At 36.1% G+C, this 16,206-nt stretch carries 14 protein-coding genes and 1 tRNA gene; 1 reads left to right on the forward strand and 14 read right to left on the reverse strand.

Annotated elements, in window-relative coordinates:
- Nucleotides 1-2: 2 nt before the first annotated feature.
- The 3 genes from BN2667_RS06960 to BN2667_RS06970 form a co-directional block, all read right to left on the reverse strand.
- Nucleotides 3-1,619: an ABC transporter substrate-binding protein gene (locus BN2667_RS06960; RefSeq protein ID WP_054252610.1), complete on the reverse strand. Its 1,617-nt coding sequence runs from the start codon at nucleotides 1,617-1,619 to the stop codon at nucleotides 3-5.
- A gap of 92 nt (nucleotides 1,620-1,711) precedes the next feature.
- Nucleotides 1,712-1,795 (reverse strand) — tRNA-Leu (locus tag BN2667_RS06965).
- Between the two features lie 116 nt (nucleotides 1,796-1,911).
- Nucleotides 1,912-2,799: a radical SAM protein gene (locus BN2667_RS06970; protein WP_054252611.1), complete on the reverse strand. Its 888-nt coding sequence runs from the start codon at nucleotides 2,797-2,799 to the stop codon at nucleotides 1,912-1,914.
- A gap of 291 nt (nucleotides 2,800-3,090) precedes the next feature.
- Between BN2667_RS06970 and BN2667_RS06975 the strand changes: the two genes are divergently transcribed.
- Nucleotides 3,091-4,026, forward strand: a complete 936-nt coding sequence (locus BN2667_RS06975; protein WP_054252612.1) for a DUF2207 family protein — start codon at nucleotides 3,091-3,093, stop codon at nucleotides 4,024-4,026.
- Nucleotides 4,027-4,079: 53 nt separating this feature from the next.
- On the opposite strand, the gene BN2667_RS06980 is transcribed toward BN2667_RS06975, so the two are convergent.
- The 11 genes from BN2667_RS06980 to BN2667_RS07030 all read right to left on the reverse strand — a co-directional run bounded on the left by BN2667_RS06980 (nucleotide 4,080) and on the right by BN2667_RS07030 (nucleotide 16,115).
- A complete protein-coding gene (locus BN2667_RS06980; RefSeq protein WP_054252613.1) occupies nucleotides 4,080-5,204 on the reverse strand; it encodes an amidohydrolase family protein in 1,125 nt (374 codons plus the stop codon).
- A complete protein-coding gene (locus tag BN2667_RS06985; RefSeq protein ID WP_054252614.1) occupies nucleotides 5,179-6,372 on the reverse strand; it encodes an amidohydrolase in 1,194 nt (397 codons plus the stop codon). The genes BN2667_RS06980 and BN2667_RS06985 overlap by 26 nt, the downstream gene beginning before the upstream one ends.
- A 49-nt stretch (nucleotides 6,373-6,421) precedes the next feature.
- The gene (locus tag BN2667_RS06990) at nucleotides 6,422-7,978 is read right to left on the reverse strand and encodes an AbgT family transporter (RefSeq protein ID WP_054252615.1); all 1,557 of its coding nucleotides are present in this window, start codon (nucleotides 7,976-7,978) and stop codon (nucleotides 6,422-6,424) included.
- A 397-nt stretch (nucleotides 7,979-8,375) separates the two neighbouring features.
- Entirely contained in the window at nucleotides 8,376-8,951 is a 576-nt protein-coding gene (locus BN2667_RS06995) for a histidine phosphatase family protein (protein WP_054252616.1), read from the reverse strand.
- Nucleotides 8,942-9,700: an adenosylcobinamide-GDP ribazoletransferase gene (cobS, locus tag BN2667_RS07000; RefSeq protein ID WP_162200281.1), complete on the reverse strand. Its 759-nt coding sequence runs from the start codon at nucleotides 9,698-9,700 to the stop codon at nucleotides 8,942-8,944. Before cobS ends, BN2667_RS06995 begins: the two co-directional genes overlap by 10 nt.
- Complete coding sequence (gene cobU, locus BN2667_RS07005; protein ID WP_054252618.1) at nucleotides 9,673-10,209, reverse strand: bifunctional adenosylcobinamide kinase/adenosylcobinamide-phosphate guanylyltransferase; 537 nt, start codon at nucleotides 10,207-10,209, stop codon at nucleotides 9,673-9,675. The genes cobS and cobU overlap by 28 nt, the downstream gene beginning before the upstream one ends.
- Nucleotides 10,210-11,286: a nicotinate-nucleotide--dimethylbenzimidazole phosphoribosyltransferase gene (cobT, locus tag BN2667_RS07010; protein ID WP_054252619.1), complete on the reverse strand. Its 1,077-nt coding sequence runs from the start codon at nucleotides 11,284-11,286 to the stop codon at nucleotides 10,210-10,212.
- Nucleotides 11,276-11,551, reverse strand: coding sequence for a cysteine-rich small domain-containing protein (locus BN2667_RS07015; protein ID WP_054252620.1), 276 nt, complete (start codon nucleotides 11,549-11,551; stop codon nucleotides 11,276-11,278). The genes cobT and BN2667_RS07015 overlap by 11 nt, the downstream gene beginning before the upstream one ends.
- 1 nt (nucleotide 11,552) lies before the next feature.
- Nucleotides 11,553-12,596 (reverse strand): pyridoxal phosphate-dependent aminotransferase, encoded by a 1,044-nt coding sequence (locus tag BN2667_RS07020; protein ID WP_054252621.1) that lies wholly within the window; start codon nucleotides 12,594-12,596, stop codon nucleotides 11,553-11,555.
- A 23-nt stretch (nucleotides 12,597-12,619) separates the two neighbouring features.
- Complete coding sequence (locus tag BN2667_RS07025; protein WP_054252622.1) at nucleotides 12,620-14,401, reverse strand: ABC transporter ATP-binding protein; 1,782 nt, start codon at nucleotides 14,399-14,401, stop codon at nucleotides 12,620-12,622.
- Nucleotides 14,394-16,115, reverse strand: coding sequence for an ABC transporter ATP-binding protein (locus BN2667_RS07030; protein WP_054252623.1), 1,722 nt, complete (start codon nucleotides 16,113-16,115; stop codon nucleotides 14,394-14,396). Before BN2667_RS07030 ends, BN2667_RS07025 begins: the two co-directional genes overlap by 8 nt.
- Between the last annotated feature and the right edge of the window lie 91 nt (nucleotides 16,116-16,206).

The raw sequence follows: 16,206 nt of genomic DNA on the forward strand, positions 1-16,206 counted from the left end.
ATTTATTTGGTCTTTATTGATGAAAAGTCTAAATAAGGATATGGATAGACTATTGGTTCTGTAAATCCTTCTGCCATTTTATAGGACTTGCCTGGGTCAATTATAAAAGTTTCTGGACAAGTTTCATTTATTAGGTCTATCATTTGTGGAATGTTTTTTACTCCGCCCTTAGTAAGTTCATTGAAGTCAGTGTTGTAGTAGTTGGAAATATTTCTCGCAGCCCTAGTTGTAAACCTGTCGAAGATTTTTATAGGGTCAATATCTCCACTATATCTAAAAATTGCAAGTTGGTAGGCCTTGTCTGGTTGGCTAGTTGTCCTATCCATAAAGTCCTTGTAGGCTACTGGCTCAAGCTCAACTGTAAAGCCGTATAAACTTATATAATTTTTAAGAGTTTCTCCAAGGGCATTGGCTAAAAAGTCTTCTTGAACATAGGAAATTGTAAGAGGATTTTCTAAAAGCTCAGGCCTTTTTGCTAAAATTTCCTTGGTGACTTCTGGGTTAAAGGACTTTTGCAAATTTAAATTTTCAATTTTTCCTGCAAGATTTGGAGTTAGTGGACTTTCGACCACTCCTCCTGCTTGGCCAAAAAATTGATTTTTAATGTCTTCTTTGTTTATAAGAGAGTTTATTGCCACTCTCAAGTCAGGGTCTTTTAGGACTTCATCATTAACATTGTAAACTAGAGAATAAATATCTCCAGATAAATTGTTAAAGCCTTCTTCTTTGCCTTGGGCTGGATAGGAGTCTACCATGTCTAAGTCGCCATTTGCAAAAAGTTCTCCCCTATTAAGTTTGTCTGCTGATTTTATTAGGGAGATTTCTTTAACAGCTGGCTGGTCGCCATAATATCCATCAAAAGAAGCAAGTTTAATTGTTCCATCTGATTCAAGACCTTCAAACTTATAAGGTCCTGCGCCAATAGGATTTGTAACTTGGTCACTTTCGCTATAGGCTTTAGGGACTATAAAAGTATTTGCTATTAGAGACGAAGTTGTATCTTCCCCATAAAAACTATCTACAAATAAAATTATTCTATTTGTTCCTAGAATTTCAACCCTACCTTTTTTATAGGCAGATCCTGGAGCTCCATCTAAGAGGTTGACCCAGTATTTAAAGTTTTCAAGCCTTGTGTTGTCAACTTCTGGAACTAAACCTGCATATCTAAAGAAAGAATATTGAACATCTTCTGGTTTAATTTCTTCGCCGTTGTGAAATTTTATATTATCTTTAAGAACAATGTCATACATTAAATAGCCTTCAACTTCTGTAACTTCAATTGAATCAGCAAGTCCCAGATTAAAGTTTCCTTGGGCATCAATTTTGTAAAGACCTTCATTTATATTTCTAAGAATAGATGCTGTTTCGTAGTTAGAAAGTCTATTAGGAGTAAAGTCTTCAATTGGCAAAGTGTAAAAGGATTTAAAAATTTCCTTGTTATCTTCCTTGACTGTTTCCTTTTCCTTTTCATCATCTTCTTCTTTTTCTTTAGATGCAGATTCTTCCTTTATTTCTTCTTGCTTGGTTTCTTCAGGCTTTTCTTTTTGACCTAAATTAAAATTTTCGCAGCCAACTAGAATTAGGCCCAAGCAGAGAATTAGCAAAATTTTTCTTTTCATCTTAACCTCCGTTTTCTATCTATCTTATATTATAATACTAGCTATAAAAAAAGCTACCATCACTGCACATGGCTAGTGATAATAGCTTTTTATGGTGCGGGAAAGAGGACTTGAACCCCCACGTCATAGACACTAGATCCTAAGTCTAGCGCGTCTGCCAATTCCGCCACTCCCGCAAGGAACTTATTTATAATAACAAGCTTTTTAATCTTTGTCAATAGAAATTTACAAAAATTTTACTTTTTTGTTTTTAATCTGATGACAAAGAGGTCTTAACATAGATTTATAAATCTTATCTGGCTATTAGCATATTAGGTCTGTCTAAAATTTCTGCTGGCGTTGTTTTAAGGGCTTCCTTATAGACCTCAATTATTTGATCTTTCTTGTCTAAGCTAGCTTGGATTTGAACTTGGTTGACCATGTGATAGGAATTATAAAGAGTTTTTTCTGGATGGTCTGGTTTTAAATTTTCTAAAAGTACAATTTGTTCTTCTAGGATTTCTCTCATAGTTGCCTCTTTAAAAAGTCCCTTGTCTCTTATGTCATAAAGTTTTGATCCTGGTATTACAGATGTAGTCATCATTCCAAGAGCCTTAGGCATATAGGTGTTTAAAAGTTTGGCTGTGGCTTTGGCGTTTTCTTCCCCCTGGCCACTTCCTCCTATGCCTAGCATTAAAATTGCTATATAGTCTATGCCAGCTTCTTTTAGTTTTTTTAATTGATCAAATGATTCTTCTAGGTTTATGTTTTTGTTAATAAAGTTTAGGGACTTAGCATAACCAGTTTCAATTCCTATATAAATTTCATTGTAGCCTGCTTCTTTTAGCTTTTTTAAATCTTCAACTGACTTGTTTTTTAAATTATAAAGAGAGGCATAACAAGTTATGGTCTTAACCTGGTCTAGCTGGGAATGAATCATTTGAGAGATGTCTAAAAGTTTGTTGGGACTTAAGACAAAGGGATCTCCTCCTGTTAAATAAATTCTCTCTACTGGATAGCTATAATTTTCCTTAATTTCTAAAATGTCTGCTTGAATATTTTCTCTCTTAGCTGTGCCAAAGGGAGTGTCCTTGTACATGGTACAGTAGACACAGCCATTGTGGGAACAGCCGTAAGTCACTTCTAAAAGTGGGGTCCAAGCCTCTGATGGTGGCCTGTAAATTTGTCCTGTATAGTGCATTTTTACCTTCTTTCTATTTTTCTTTTGTCTTATATCCTTACCCTTTTCACCTTACTTTTAAAGGTTAACTTGCGAATAAAGAGGACAGACTTGTAAGGGGACACAGCTAAAGCAATGTCCCCACATTTTTAAGGACTGTCAGCACGTTTTTTGCTTAGCTTTTAAATGCCTCAACAACTAATGAAGAGGACGTTCCTTCAGGTTCATCCCCGTTTTACTCAACAAAATATTTTACTTAGAAAGAATACTTATTCTCTCCAATCTTTGTTATAATAATTTTAGAGGTGACTTATGCTTATTAGAATTTTAAATATACTGGCCTTTGTCCTTGGAGTTTTTATTATTATTGCAAATTCTAAGAGAATTAAAAAAGGCCAAGTTACAAAAATAGAAGAAAATTTATTGCCTGTAGAGAAAAATTATCTTTACAAGGACATGACCTATCTCAACCGAGGAATTTTAGTTAGTCTTTTAGACCTTTATAGACGAGGAAAAATTTCTATTGAAGAATACAAAAGAGATTCTAGAAATAAAAAAAGGGCCGACTTTGTTATTGAATACAAATTTAGACTTTTAGATGAGACGGACTTAAAATCGCACGAAGAAATTTTTTTGAAAAATATTTTCGGAGACAAGGACCAAGTAACAACTGACGACCTGACCCAAAGGGCCATTAATGGCGATAATTTTTTAAAGGACCAAGGAAGATGGGCCCTGGCTGTTGAAAATGACCTTAAGGCCAAGAAGATTTTAGCCATTGGCGACAAAAAAGCTGCCAGGCCAATGAAGGCCTTAGGCCTTGTAATTTTTCTTTTAGGCATGGTCTCAATTTTTAAACATGAAATAACTGGAATTATTTCTCTTATTTTTTCAATATTCATTTTATTAATTGGCATTAATATGGGCATGGAAAAATCCAAATACGGCCAAGACCTAATTGTAAATATGGCCCAAGTTGAAAGAGCTGCCAAGGAAGGAAAATTAATTGGAGTTTCTGAAGACATGCTTTTAGAACTTTTAGCCCTAGCTTTGCCTATGGAATATTTTCTCCCTGTCTATAAGACCTGCAAGCCGTCAAAGACTATTGACCTTGTGGCCAAGTCCCTTAACGACCAAGGAGGTTCTTATTTTGACGATGGAGTTCTTAGAGCCTTTATGGGCTACTCTGTTCCAACGAGAGCCGACTCTCTTGATACCAATAGAATTGATATAAGATTATTTAAATAAGCTTAGAAAAAAAGTCCTGGACCAAGATGATTTTGGTCTAGGACTTATTTTATTTAAAAGGCGAGCTTGCCATTTACTATAACATTTTTAGGACTTGAATAAAGGTCAAGGGGATCTCCGTCCCAAATTATTAAATCAGCATCTTTGCCAACTTCTATACTTCCAATTTTGTGATCTAGGCCAAGAGCCTTGGCTGCATTTATTGTCAAAGTCTTTAAAAGTTCTATGCCGTCTAACTTTTTCCTATACATCATAAGGGCGTTAACCATGGTCAGGTCAATGGAAGTTTCAGGATGGTTGGTAGATGCTGCAAAGGAAATTCCTGCATCTGCTAAAATTTTTCCACCAACTGCTTCTCTTTTTAAGACCTCGTTGTTTCTCTTGCCGCCATAAACTGGGCCATAAACTAATCTTACCTGGTGATTTTTTATAAAGTCAGGAATTAAATAGGCCTCATCTGCCCTGTCTACAGTGTAATTGAGAGAAAATTCTTCTCCAATCCTTACAGCAGTAACAATGTCTTGGACTTGTCTGGCTTCAAACTTTACTAGCATGCCATCAAAGACTCGGCTAAGGGCTTCTAGGTTCATGTCAAAATCTTTTTTCTCAGAGTCCTTGTAGTCATTAGCTTGGATTAGGGCCTGTCTAATTAAGGCTGCTGACCCCATTCTAGTTACTGGAGATTTTCCTTTTGATCCAAAGGCAGATTTTGGTCCCATGCCTAGAGAAAACTTGTAGGCAAGTTCATCTTTAATAAGTCTTGAGTCTAAGTCCTTGCCAAAGGTCTTTAAGGCTGCACAAGTTCCGCCTATTAAATTTTTTGCACCTGGACCTGTAAGAACAGTTGTTACTCCAGTTTTAAGAGCATCTTCAAAGGCCTGGTCGTCTGTACTAATTCCATCTAAGGCCCTTAGTTTTGGATTAATTGGATCTACTCCTTCGTCCATGTCGTTGCCGTCTGGATAAATTGCCTCTCTTAGACCAAGAGAAGATGATGGTTCAATTAGGCCTGGTGTAACAATTTTTCCATCAGCATCAATGACTTCACAGTCTCCATCAATTTTTTCGTCTTTATCTTTTATGGCAGAAATTTTTCCATCTTCAATGAGTATATTTTTTTCACTTCCAAAATTTTCTACCATGTCATATACTTTAGCATTTTTTATAATCAAAGTCATAGCCTTCCTCCTTGTGGTCGTAGGCAAGTTTGCCGTTTATAAAAACTTTTCCTGCTTGGTAAAGGGTGTCAAAGGGTGGGACATCCCAAATTACTAGGTCGGCGTCTTTGCCAACTTCAAGAGATCCAACTCTTTCATCAATGTCAGTAATTTTTGCTGCATTTATTGTCAGCGCCTGTAAAACTTTCTTTTTAGATGCGCCTTTTTTAATGTAAAAAATCGCCTGACTTAACATGGCTTCAATTGGAATAACTGGATGGTCAGTTGTTATTGCAAAGTCCATGCCCCTTTCTTCCATTAGGCCGCCAATTTCTGCTCCCTTGTGTTTCAGTTCGTATTTAGTTTTAAAACCTAGTGACGGACCGACAATGCAGTCCACCTGGTGGTCTTTTAAATAATCTAGAATCATCTTGCCTGATGTTGTGTGTTCAATTGAATAGTTGAGAGAAAATTCTTCTGCAATTCTTATGGCAGTTATAATATCATCTGCTTCGTGGGCGTGGATTTTTACTCTCATGCCGTCAAAAGCCCTAGCAAGAGAGGCTAAATGAATGTCATACTTTGGTTTGTCTGATGGGTCCTTGGTCTCTTCATATTTTTTTAATTTTTCGTAGTAGGCCTTGGCCTTGAAAAATTCTTCTCTCATTAAGGCAGATGATCCCATTCTCGTTACTGGAGATTTGCCTTTAGAGCCGTAAACTCTTTTTGGATTTTCTCCTAGGGCCATTTTCAGAGCTGCTTCTTCTTTTATAATTCTTTGGTCAAGATCTTCATCAGATGTTTTTAGGGCAATAAAAGTCCCACCCATAAGGTTGGCAGAACCTGGGCCTGTAACTATTGTTGTCACTCCATGTTTTCTAGCTGCATAAAAACCTGAGTCAAAGGGATTAATTGCATCTAGGCCTCTTAGTCCTGGTAAAAGTGGATCAGATGTTTCGTTGCCATCTATCCCCGACTCTGCTCCAGTGTCATAGACTCCCATGTGACAGTGGGATTCAATTAGGCCTGGAGTTACTAATTTCATCTGAGCATCTACAATATCATAATCGTCTTTTGCTTTAATTTCTTCAGCAATCTCCACAATTTTCTTTCCATCAATTAAAATGTCTCTCTTTTCCTTATAGACCTTATTCATGTCTATAAGCTTACAATTTTTTATAAGTAACATAAGTCCTCCATTTTAAAAAAAGCTCCCTAGAAGGGAGCCTTTAAAGATTCTACAAATAAATTCCTGCTCCTGGTCCTAGTGGTAAACCTAATAAGATCCAAATTACTAGTAGGACTGACAGTGATAATAAGATAGCTATTGAATATGGTAGGGTGTAGGATATTACTGTTCCTATTCCTATTTCCTCATCACCATCTTTGCTATAGTTTTGCATAATACCTAAAACAACAGCTAGGGTTGAGTTAATTGGAGAAATAATATTTGTTGAAGAGTCTCCAATTCTATAAGCAACTTGGGCAGCTGCTGGTGATAGGCCTAAAAATGCTAACATTGGAACAAATACTGGAGCTAGAATTAGCCACTTTGATGAACCTGATGTCATCAAAATATTTACTAGAGTAACAAGGAAAATAAATACTAGTAAAAGTGGAATTGTTCCTAGGTCTAAACCACCTAAAAAGTTTGCTCCCTTTACAGCTAAAACAGTTGTAATTTTACTTCTATTAAATAGACTGATAAATTGAGATGCTGGTAGGGCAATTACTAAGAAAGTAAGAGCACTAGAGATCCCTTGTCTAAATAAAGCGAAAACATCTTTCTCGCTTTTAATTGTTCCAACAGTTTTTCCATATACATAACCTATTAGTACAAACATGAAGAATAGGATTGGAACAATTGATGAAATAAGTGGAGACTTTGGTAGGATAGCTCCATCTTCTGCTCTAAATAGAGAATTTTGAGGTACAGTTAAAACTACAATTAATACTATATAAGCAAGTAAGGCAAAGCCTGATCTTCTTAGCCCCTTCTTTTCTAAATCTGTAACTTTGTGAGCTTCTAGGTCAATTTCGCCAACTCTTTCATAGTCGTGTTTTGGTAGCAAGTATTTTTCAGCTACTAAAGTTATAGCAATGGTAATAAAGAAAGTTGCAGTTGCCATAAAGTAATAGTTCATAAGTGGGTGAGTTACTGCATCAATTCCCATACCTTCTGTAACTGATTGGGTAATTCCTGATAGCAAGGCGTCTGTTCCTGCTACAAATAAGTTAGCAGTAAATCCACCTGATGCAGCTGCAAATCCAAGGGTTGCTCCAACTGCAGGGCTTCGTCCTAGCGAGTGGAAAAGTGAAGCTGCAATTGATGCTGAGAAAATTGGACCAGCGTCAGAAGCAATGTTTGAATTAACTCCAACAAAGGCTATAAGTAAAGTAACCATATATTGAGGGGCTCCCATTAAAGTCTTCCTCATGGCTGCATTAACTAAACCAGTATGTTCGATAAATGATATACCCATCATCATTACTAAGACTAGGCCTAATGGTGGGAAATCAATAAAGGTAGGAACAAAGTTAGTTAGTGTCTTGGCTATTTCTTCTTTACTTAATAGGTTGACAACTGAAACAAATTCCGTTTCCATTTCTGCTCCATCTCTTGCCGCTGATGTAAATTCAACACCAACTCCTAATTTAGATAGGACAAAAGATAGGACTAAAATAATAAGGCACAAATAAATAAAAAGCACAAATGGCGATGGCAGAGCATTACCTGCTTTTTCAACTCCGTCAATAAATCGGTCAAAACCCGATTTCTTTTCTTTCTTCGTCATAAGATCCTCCTGTTTTTTATTTACCTATGAAAACTCCTTCTAAAATTACTTGGGGTTTTATCCCTTTTGGCTTTCAAGTTTATAGTCAATGGTTTTCTTTATAGGTTGTTTTTAAAATAACTCCTTGTTACATATTTGACTATCGAAAGTATTATAACATAGGCCCTCTTTATTTTCACTAAGAAAAATAGAAATAAAAAATAATTTTCATTATTAATTAAAGTACTTTTTAAATCTTTTTATAAACTTAAGCGAGACTTAAAAACCAATTTTTTACCAAAGAATTTATTTAAAATAAAAATTTAAAATTCCAAAAGACAAATTATATTTTTCCATTTTAAAATTTGCAAATAAAAAAGAAGCCACTTACAAAAATTGCAAGCTAGCTTCTTAATTTTTAAATTCGATTTACGTAAGAGATCCTTTGGTAGTCTCCATTTTTTATTAGGCTAAAGGACCCGTTGGCGACATCAAAGCGAGTGTAGGCATTAATGTCTCCTATAACTGCTGCTAACATTAAGGCTATAAAGCCTCCATGGCTGACAAGAAGAATATTGCCACTATAGGACTTGGCTTCTTTTAAAACCCTTTGGGCCCTGGCGTAGGCTTCTTCTATACTTTCTCCATGAGGAAGGGGATTTTTAAAAGGATCTTTAAGATAGGCATTTACCTGATCTGGATAAAGTCTTTGGCCTTCATCGAAGCTCAGCCCCCTTAGGTCTCCTGCATTTATTTCTTGGATATTGTCTTTAATTTCAAAGGGATAGTCGTGATACTTGTAAATTATTCCAAAGGTCTCTATAGTCCTAGCTAGAGGAGAAACCCAGGCCCTGTCTATAATCATTTTTTGCAACTTGTCTGCTGCTCTTTCAATTTGGTAGATTCCCTTATCTGAAAGTGGACAGTCGTCTGTTGAATATTTGCCTTGGGTGTTGTGAATTGTCTCCCCATGTCTAAGTAATATTAAATCCATAATAACCCCCAATATACTAATAAGGCTACAAGTTCGTTAATCTCTATTGTAGCTCCATAAAGGTCTCCTGTTAGGCCCCCGATTTTTTTGCTGGCCATTCTAATAATAAGTTCGCAAAGAATTAAGCTAATAAAGGCCGCTGGCAAAATTCTCCAGTCAAAGTATGCCAAAACTGCTAAGAGGATTAAGTTAAATAAAAAGGCCTTGTAGTCACTTAAGGCTTCTTTCATAACTGATCCAAAACCTCCTGGTCTAGCTAGGCCGCCTTTTTTTATTACATAAAGGGCTGACAGTCTAGATACAAAAGAAACTTGAGCCAGGGTAAAAATAAAATTTTCTGTAAAGGATGTATAAAAGGCAAACTTAAAAAGACAGTAAAGAATTAAAGTCAAAGAGCCAAAAGATCCAATTAGTGAATCTTTCATTATATCTAAAATCTTTTTCGGATCTGCATTTGACAAAAATCCATCTGCTGTATCTGCAAGGCCATCTAAGTGAAGTCCGCCAGTTAAAATTATATAAAGGGTCAAGGCCAAGGCTCCTCCAACTAATGGAGCCTTTGGATTTGCCCATTGTAAAAGCAGGCCAAGAAGGCTGCCAATTAAAAGTCCAAGGATTGGCAAAAAGCCTAAGGCGATTTTTAAATTTTTATTAGAAAAGTCCACTGGTTTTTTTAAGGGGATCCTAGAAAAAACCTGGAAGGATAAAATTATTCCATCTATCATTTTAACTTCATCTCTATTCCGCAAACTACTAAATAAACCTCATCACAAAGCTTAGCAACCCTTTGAGAAATTCTACCTAGACAGTCTGTATAAACTCTACTTATGTGGTCCATTGGTGTTAGACTTAGGCCAACTTCGTTGGTAATTATAGTTAGGTCCTTGTCTCTTCCTCTTACATAAGTGATTAGTTCTTTGACATTTTTATAAACTTCGTCTTCAATTTCTTTTGCAAGTTCTGGAGCTATTCTCTCTAGGTCCTTGGTTTTTTCGTACATAATATTTGAGGTCATTGTCCCCAGACACTCTAGGAGCAAATAATCTTCATCTCCTATATGAGAGAGAAAGTCCTTGTAGCATTCATAAGTTGACCAAGTTTCTGGTCTGGTCTCCTTGTGCCTCTTTACTCTCTCTTCCATTTCTTCGCCGTCAACATTTGCCGTTGCTATATAGGCTACATTTTCTTTGTCTTTTAATAATCCTTCTGCAAAGGAGGACTTGCCTGAGCGCTGGCCTCCTGTAACTAATCTTATCATTTATTTTTTGTCCCTAATGTTTACTAGGCAGTTAATAATATCTGTTTGGTCAAACTTAACCATGTTGTTCATACAATATAGGGAGTCGTCTAAGAGTCTAAATAAAAGTGGACAACCTGATCCTTCTCCTAGTCTCATTTCAAGATCAAAGTAGCCCCTTAGGCCCATTTGGTCCAAGGCGATTTTCGATCCAGTTTCCTTGGCTATATGAGATGCAAAGAGATAGTCTTTTACATTTTTGTTGAGCTTATAGGCAAGAAGGGCCCCTGCTGAAGAAATTAGGCCGTCAATTACTCCTGCAACCTTGTGTTTGCCACAGGCCAAATAAACTCCTGCCATGGCTCCAATGTCATAGCCGCCAACTTTTTGTAAAACTCCTAGGGGATCTTTTGGATCAATATTTCTAAAATCAAGGCAGTCTCTTACAACCCTTAGTTTGTTTGCAAGTTGTTCATCTGTAACTCCAGACCCAAGACCAACAACTTTCTCTTCTGAAATTCCTGTTAGTCCTCTAATTACTGCTGCTGAAGTTGTTGTGTTGCCCATACCTAGCTCGCCAGTTCCTAAAACCTTGTAGCCCTTTTCTATATAGTCGCATGCAAGGTCGTAGCCAATGGAAATTGCCTCTAAGGCCTCTTCCCTAGTCATGGCATCTTCCTTCATAAAGTTTTTTGTGCCGTTGGAAATTCTCCTATTTAAAACTTTTTCGTTTCCCTTAAAGTCTTCAATTCCCAAGTCTACAACAAGAACGTCTGCTCCTGCATTTTCTGCTAGGGCAACAACTCCTGTTTTGTTCTCACCCATTTGTACAGCTAAAAGGTCAGTTAAAATTCTTGGCGAAGAAGAAATATTTTCTTCGTAAATGCCGTTGTCATTACAAAAAACTAAAACTGCTTTTTTAGAAACCTTTGCTGGAAGTTCTCCTAGTATTCCACAAAGCTTTATGCCAACTTCTTCTAATTGACCTAGAGATCCTGTTGGATGAACTAGGCTGTCCCAGTAGTCTCTGTATTTTTTAAAATCTTCTGGCTTAATGCCTTCGATGCCAGCTGTTAACTCTTCGATTTTATAAGTCATTTTCTAGCCTCTTTATAGTCATTTCTGCTATATATTCTCCAAGCTTTTGGTTTATGTAGTCATAACCTCTTGGCTTGTGGGGAATCATACAATTTGTACAATCTTTAACTCCGTCTTTGATTTCAAAATTTCCTCCACATTTTTCCTCTAACATATAGAGAGGGCAATAGCAAAATAGGCAGTTGAAGTTTTCTACATCATCTGTCTTGTGGCAGGGTAAGTACTTACAGTCGTGGTTGGTGTAAAACCTATAAGAAAATTCCATTTTATTCCTCCATAATTTCCTTAATTGCTTGTAAAAATTTATTGTTGTCTTTTTTAGTCTTAATAGCTATTCGAATAAAGGTCCCTTCTAAGAAATTATAGTTAGAACACCTTCTCACTAAAATATTCTTCTCTAAAAGTCTAGAAAAAATTTCTTCTTCACTTTTTCCTTTAAACTCTAGTAAAAAATAATTTGAGTTTGACTTATAGGGTTTTAAGTTTTTTACTTCTTTTAAAAGGCCGTAAAATCTTTCCCTCTCTTTAAAGATAAAGGCCCTGGACTTAGAAATAAATTCTTCATCGAATATACATCCACCTGCTATATTTGCAAATGAATTTATAGACCAAGGAAGCTCAGCTTCCTTTAATAATCTTATCATATCTAGGTCAAATACTCCATAACCTAGGCGGATTCCTGGCAGGCCAAAAAATTTTGTCGCCGCCCTAATTATTCCAATGTTTGCAAAACCAAGTGGTCTAAAGAGATCAAGAGTGTCATAGTCTAGGTCGGCAAATTCAAAAAATGCCTCATCTAAAAGTAAATATGCATTTTTTTCCACAATGTCAAGATAAAGATCTAGAAGTTCATCTGAACTTAGGGTCCTGCCTGTTGGGTTGTTAGGGTTAGTTAATAAAACTAGGTCTCCTTCGCGAATACTTTTCTTTAAGGCTGCCATAGGAATTTTAAAATCTTCTCCTAGGGGCAGAGATAAAACTTCTAACTTGTGAACCTTGGCCCTAAGTCTGTATTCAGAAAAACAAGGCTCAACAAGGACCATTCTCTTAAAGTTAGAAATTACCATATCTAAAATTTCGACTGACCCATTGCCTAAAAAGACATAAGCTGGGTCAACTTTTAAATAAGATCCAACTGAATTTTTTAAGTCCTTGTAGTCTATGTCTGGATAAACTAAAAGGTCCGAGAAGTTTTTCGAAATTTTTTCTTCTAGGATTTTTGGATAGCCTAGGGGATTGATATTTGATGAAAAATCTAAAATCCCCTTGGGATATTCATAAATATTGCCTCCGTGCTTTGGAATTGTCATAGCGTCTCCTTTGTTAATAAAATTTAAAACTGGCTGCTGTAAAGGTCCTTGTAAAAACCATTTTGATCAAGCAGGTCTTGGTGCCTGCCTTTTTCTATAATTTTTCCGTCTTTTAAAACTAAAATCATGTCTGCCTTTATTATAGTTGAAAGTCTGTGGGCAATTATAAAGGACGTTCTTCCAAGAACAAGTTGGTCCATGGCCTTTTGGATCAGCTTTTCTGTTCTCGTATCTATTGATGAAGTTGCCTCGTCTAAAATTAAAATTCTTGGATTTTTTAAAAGGGCCCTGGCTATGGTTATTAATTGCTTTTGGCCTTCAGAAATATTAGATCCATTTTCTTCTAAAATTGTATCATAGCCTTGAGGAAGTTTAGAAATAAAGTCGTGGGCATAGGCAGACTTTGCCGCTTTTATTACATCTTCCCTGCTGGCTCCCTTAGTTCCGTAGGAAATATTTTCTAAAACAGAGCCTTGGAAAAGCCAGGTGTCTTGTAGGACCATGGAAATATTTTCTCTAAGGTCTGATCGTTTTATATTTTCAATGTTAACTCCGTCTAGGAGTATTTCTCCAGAATCTACATCATAAAATCTCATTAATAGGTTTACTAAAGTTGTCTTTCCTGATCCAGTTGGACCGACAATGGCAATTTTCGATCCAGCTTGGGCAGAAAAACTTATGCCCTTAATAACTTCCTTGTCTCCGTAAGAAAATCTCACGTCCTTAAAGTCTAGTTTTGCTTTTAATTCATTTACATTAACATTAGCTAGGTCTTTTTGGACTTCCTCTTCTCCATCTAAAAGTTCAAAGACCCTTTCTGCTGCAGCTATTCCAGATTGAAGGATGCTTAGCATTTCTGTAATTAGCTGAATAGGTCTATTAAACTTCCTAGAGTATTGGTAGAAGGATTGGAAGCTACCAATGTCTAAGTTTCCCTTTATAATTTCAAAGGCACCAACCATGGCAGTTACAACTAGGCCAAGATTGTTTATAAAAAATGAAATTGGCATAGTTATTCCTGATAGAAATTCGCTTTTTGCAGCGGAGTCTCTCAGCCTTTCGTTTTTTTCTTCAAAATCTTTTAGGGCCTGGTCTTGGTAGTTGTAAGCCTTGACTAACTTGTTGGAAGAAAAAATTTCTTCTATGTGGGTATTTAAATCTCCTAGGTCCTTGTACTGGATGGAATAAAGTTTTTGAGCCTTTTTTATTATAGAAACTGAGGCCAAAACTGTAGCAGGAATTATTAAAACTGTAATTAAAGTTAAGAGCGGACTAATTCTCAGCATTATAATTAGAATTCCAAGGACTACAACTAGGGAGTTAAAAACCTGGTTCAAAACTTGGTTAAGGGAGTCGCCTATTGTTTGAATGTCATTGGTCATCCTAGATAAGAGGTCTCCTAGGGGATTTTTGTCGTAAAAGGCCACTGGCAGGTCCTTTAATTTTTTGGAAACATCTGCTCGCATCCTATAAATTATAGAAACCTTGACCTTGTTGGCAATTCTAAGGCGCAAAAATTCTGCCAGAGCTGAAAGGCCGTAAAGGATTATTAGGATATAAATTATTTTTATAAAGTTTTCCCAGATGAAATTTTTTTCTTTAAAGCCTGCCACAATTATATTGGTCGCTCTTCCCATTAATAGGGGCCCAAGAATTTCAAAAACTGTACCTAAAAGGCCAAAGACTATTATAAAAAATATGCCTAGTTTAAAGGGACTAAGGTAGGTAAAAAGTCTCTTTAGAATTTTAAAAGATTCCCTGTCTAGTTTTCTTTGGTCCCTAGGATTTACTTTTCTTTTAGCCATTTAAATCACCTGCCTTAAAGTCTTGAGATTCTAAGATTTCTCTGTATTCAGGACTGGTCCTTTTTAATTCATCATGACTGCCAGCTGCTAGCATTTTGCCATTGTCTAAAAGAACAATTAAGTCGGCATCAAAAACCACGCTGGCCCTTTGGGTTATTAAAACCATAAGGGAGTCTTTAGAATTTTCGTAAAGGTCCTTTCTCAAGGCCTTGTCTGTTTTATAGTCTAAGGCTGAAAAGGAGTCGTCAATTAAATATAAATCTGGCTTTTTATAAACTGCTCGGGCTATTGAAATTCTCTGCTGTTGGCCACCAGAAAAGTTTCTGCCTCTTTGGGCAACTTCAGAACAAATTCCATCTTCTCTCTTTATAACAAAGTCAGCTTGAGCTATTTCTAAGGCTGAAATTATATCTTCTTTAAAATCTAAGTCATCGCCCATTAGTATATTGTCAGCAACTGTGCCTGCTATTAGGCTAGGTTTTTGTTCTGTGTAGGAAATTTTATCTCTTAGAGATTTGATTTCGTAGTCTTTAATGTTTCTGCCATTTATTAAAATTTCTCCAGAGTCTGGGTCGTAAAAGCGCACTAAAAGGTTGGCAAGAGTTGTCTTGCCTGAACCTGTTGAGCCAATTATTCCCAATCTCATGCCCTTTTCTATTTTAAAGGAAATATTTTGCAAAGACGGAAGTCTTGCCCCTGGATAGGTAAAGGTTAGATTTTTAAATTCTAGACTTTCAATTGAGTCTAAAATCTCTCTTCCTGATCTTAACCTATCAGCTTCAAGGTCTAAGACTTCATTAATTCTCTCTAAGGATGCTTGGGCCCTTGGCAGTTGGGAAATTATCATTGAGAAAAATAAAAAAGACATCATAATGCTAGTTGCATATTGGATAAAGCCAACTAGGTCTCCAACTTGCATAGCCTCGGCTAAAATTAATTTTGATGCAAAGTAGACAATGGCAACTAAGGTCAAGTTCATAATTAGGCCAATCATCGGTCCGAAAACAGCTGTATAATCTCCAGCTCTTTTAAAAAGATCTGTGTAAGAAGTATTAATCTTACTAAAGTTTTCTTCTTCATAGCCTTCCATGTTAAAGGCCTTAATGACTCTAATGCCAGCAAGTCTTTGGCGCAAGGCCTGGGTGATTTTGTCTAAGGCAAGTCTTAGATCCTTAGAAATTGGTAGCATCTTTTTAGCAAAGATTATAATTACTAACATAGTCAAGGGCAAAGTTAAAATGAAAACTGTTGACAGTTTTAAATTTGTTGATAGGGCCATAAAAATTGCACCAATAAACATTAGTGGCGACCTTAATAAAACCCTAAGGCCAATTCTAACAAAGCCTTGCAGTTGGTTAATATCATCTGTTGCCCTAACTATTAAAGATGAAGATGAAAAACTTTCAAATTGGTTTATCGATAGGTCCTGGACTTTTTTAAAAAGCTCTAGCCTTAAGTCGGCCGCAAAAGATGTTGCAACTTTGGTGGCAAATTTTACAGATATAATCATAAAAATAGAAGCCATAAGAGAAATTAAAACCATTGTCAGACCCTGGCTCTTAATATAGGCAAGGTTTCCTCCTAAGACTCCAATATTAATTATATTTACTGTCATTCTAGGAATTAAAAGAGTTCCTAGGACATTTAAAAATAAGGTTAGTGTTACAATAAGAATATCCTTCCAATAGGGAAGAAGTTTTTTAAATATTTTCATAAATATCTCTCCAATAAATAACTTATTCCCTATTATAAGAAAAATTAATCAACTTGTAATAAATTTATCTGCTTAAAAAATAAGTTTTTGA

It is taken from the genome of Neofamilia massiliensis (assembly GCF_001299475.1).
Lineage (GTDB): Bacteria > Bacillota > Clostridia > Tissierellales > Peptoniphilaceae > Neofamilia > Neofamilia massiliensis.

Bases quoted from the DNA above. Each gene is read 5' to 3' on its own strand.
- BN2667_RS07025 (WP_054252622.1), bottom strand. From the start codon at position 14,401: ATGGCTAAAAGAAAAGTAAATCCTAGGGACCAAAGAAAACTAGACAGG.
- BN2667_RS06980 (WP_054252613.1), bottom strand. From the start codon at position 5,204: ATGACTTTGATTATAAAAAATGCTAAAGTATATGACATGGTAGAAAAT.
- BN2667_RS07020 (WP_054252621.1), bottom strand. From the start codon at position 12,596: ATGACAATTCCAAAGCACGGAGGCAATATTTATGAATATCCCAAGGGG.
- BN2667_RS06960 (WP_054252610.1), bottom strand. From the start codon at position 1,619: ATGAAAAGAAAAATTTTGCTAATTCTCTGCTTGGGCCTAATTCTAGTT.
- cobT (WP_054252619.1), bottom strand. From the start codon at position 11,286: ATGACTTATAAAATCGAAGAGTTAACAGCTGGCATCGAAGGCATTAAG.
- BN2667_RS06975 (WP_054252612.1), top strand. From the start codon at position 3,091: ATGCTTATTAGAATTTTAAATATACTGGCCTTTGTCCTTGGAGTTTTT.
- BN2667_RS06970 (WP_054252611.1), bottom strand. From the start codon at position 2,799: ATGCACTATACAGGACAAATTTACAGGCCACCATCAGAGGCTTGGACC.
- BN2667_RS07030 (WP_054252623.1), bottom strand. From the start codon at position 16,115: ATGAAAATATTTAAAAAACTTCTTCCCTATTGGAAGGATATTCTTATT.
- BN2667_RS06990 (WP_054252615.1), bottom strand. From the start codon at position 7,978: ATGACGAAGAAAGAAAAGAAATCGGGTTTTGACCGATTTATTGACGGA.
- cobU (WP_054252618.1), bottom strand. From the start codon at position 10,209: ATGATAAGATTAGTTACAGGAGGCCAGCGCTCAGGCAAGTCCTCCTTT.
- BN2667_RS06985 (WP_054252614.1), bottom strand. From the start codon at position 6,372: ATGTTACTTATAAAAAATTGTAAGCTTATAGACATGAATAAGGTCTAT.
- BN2667_RS07015 (WP_054252620.1), bottom strand. From the start codon at position 11,551: ATGGAATTTTCTTATAGGTTTTACACCAACCACGACTGTAAGTACTTA.
- BN2667_RS06995 (WP_054252616.1), bottom strand. From the start codon at position 8,951: ATGGATTTAATATTACTTAGACATGGGGAGACAATTCACAACACCCAA.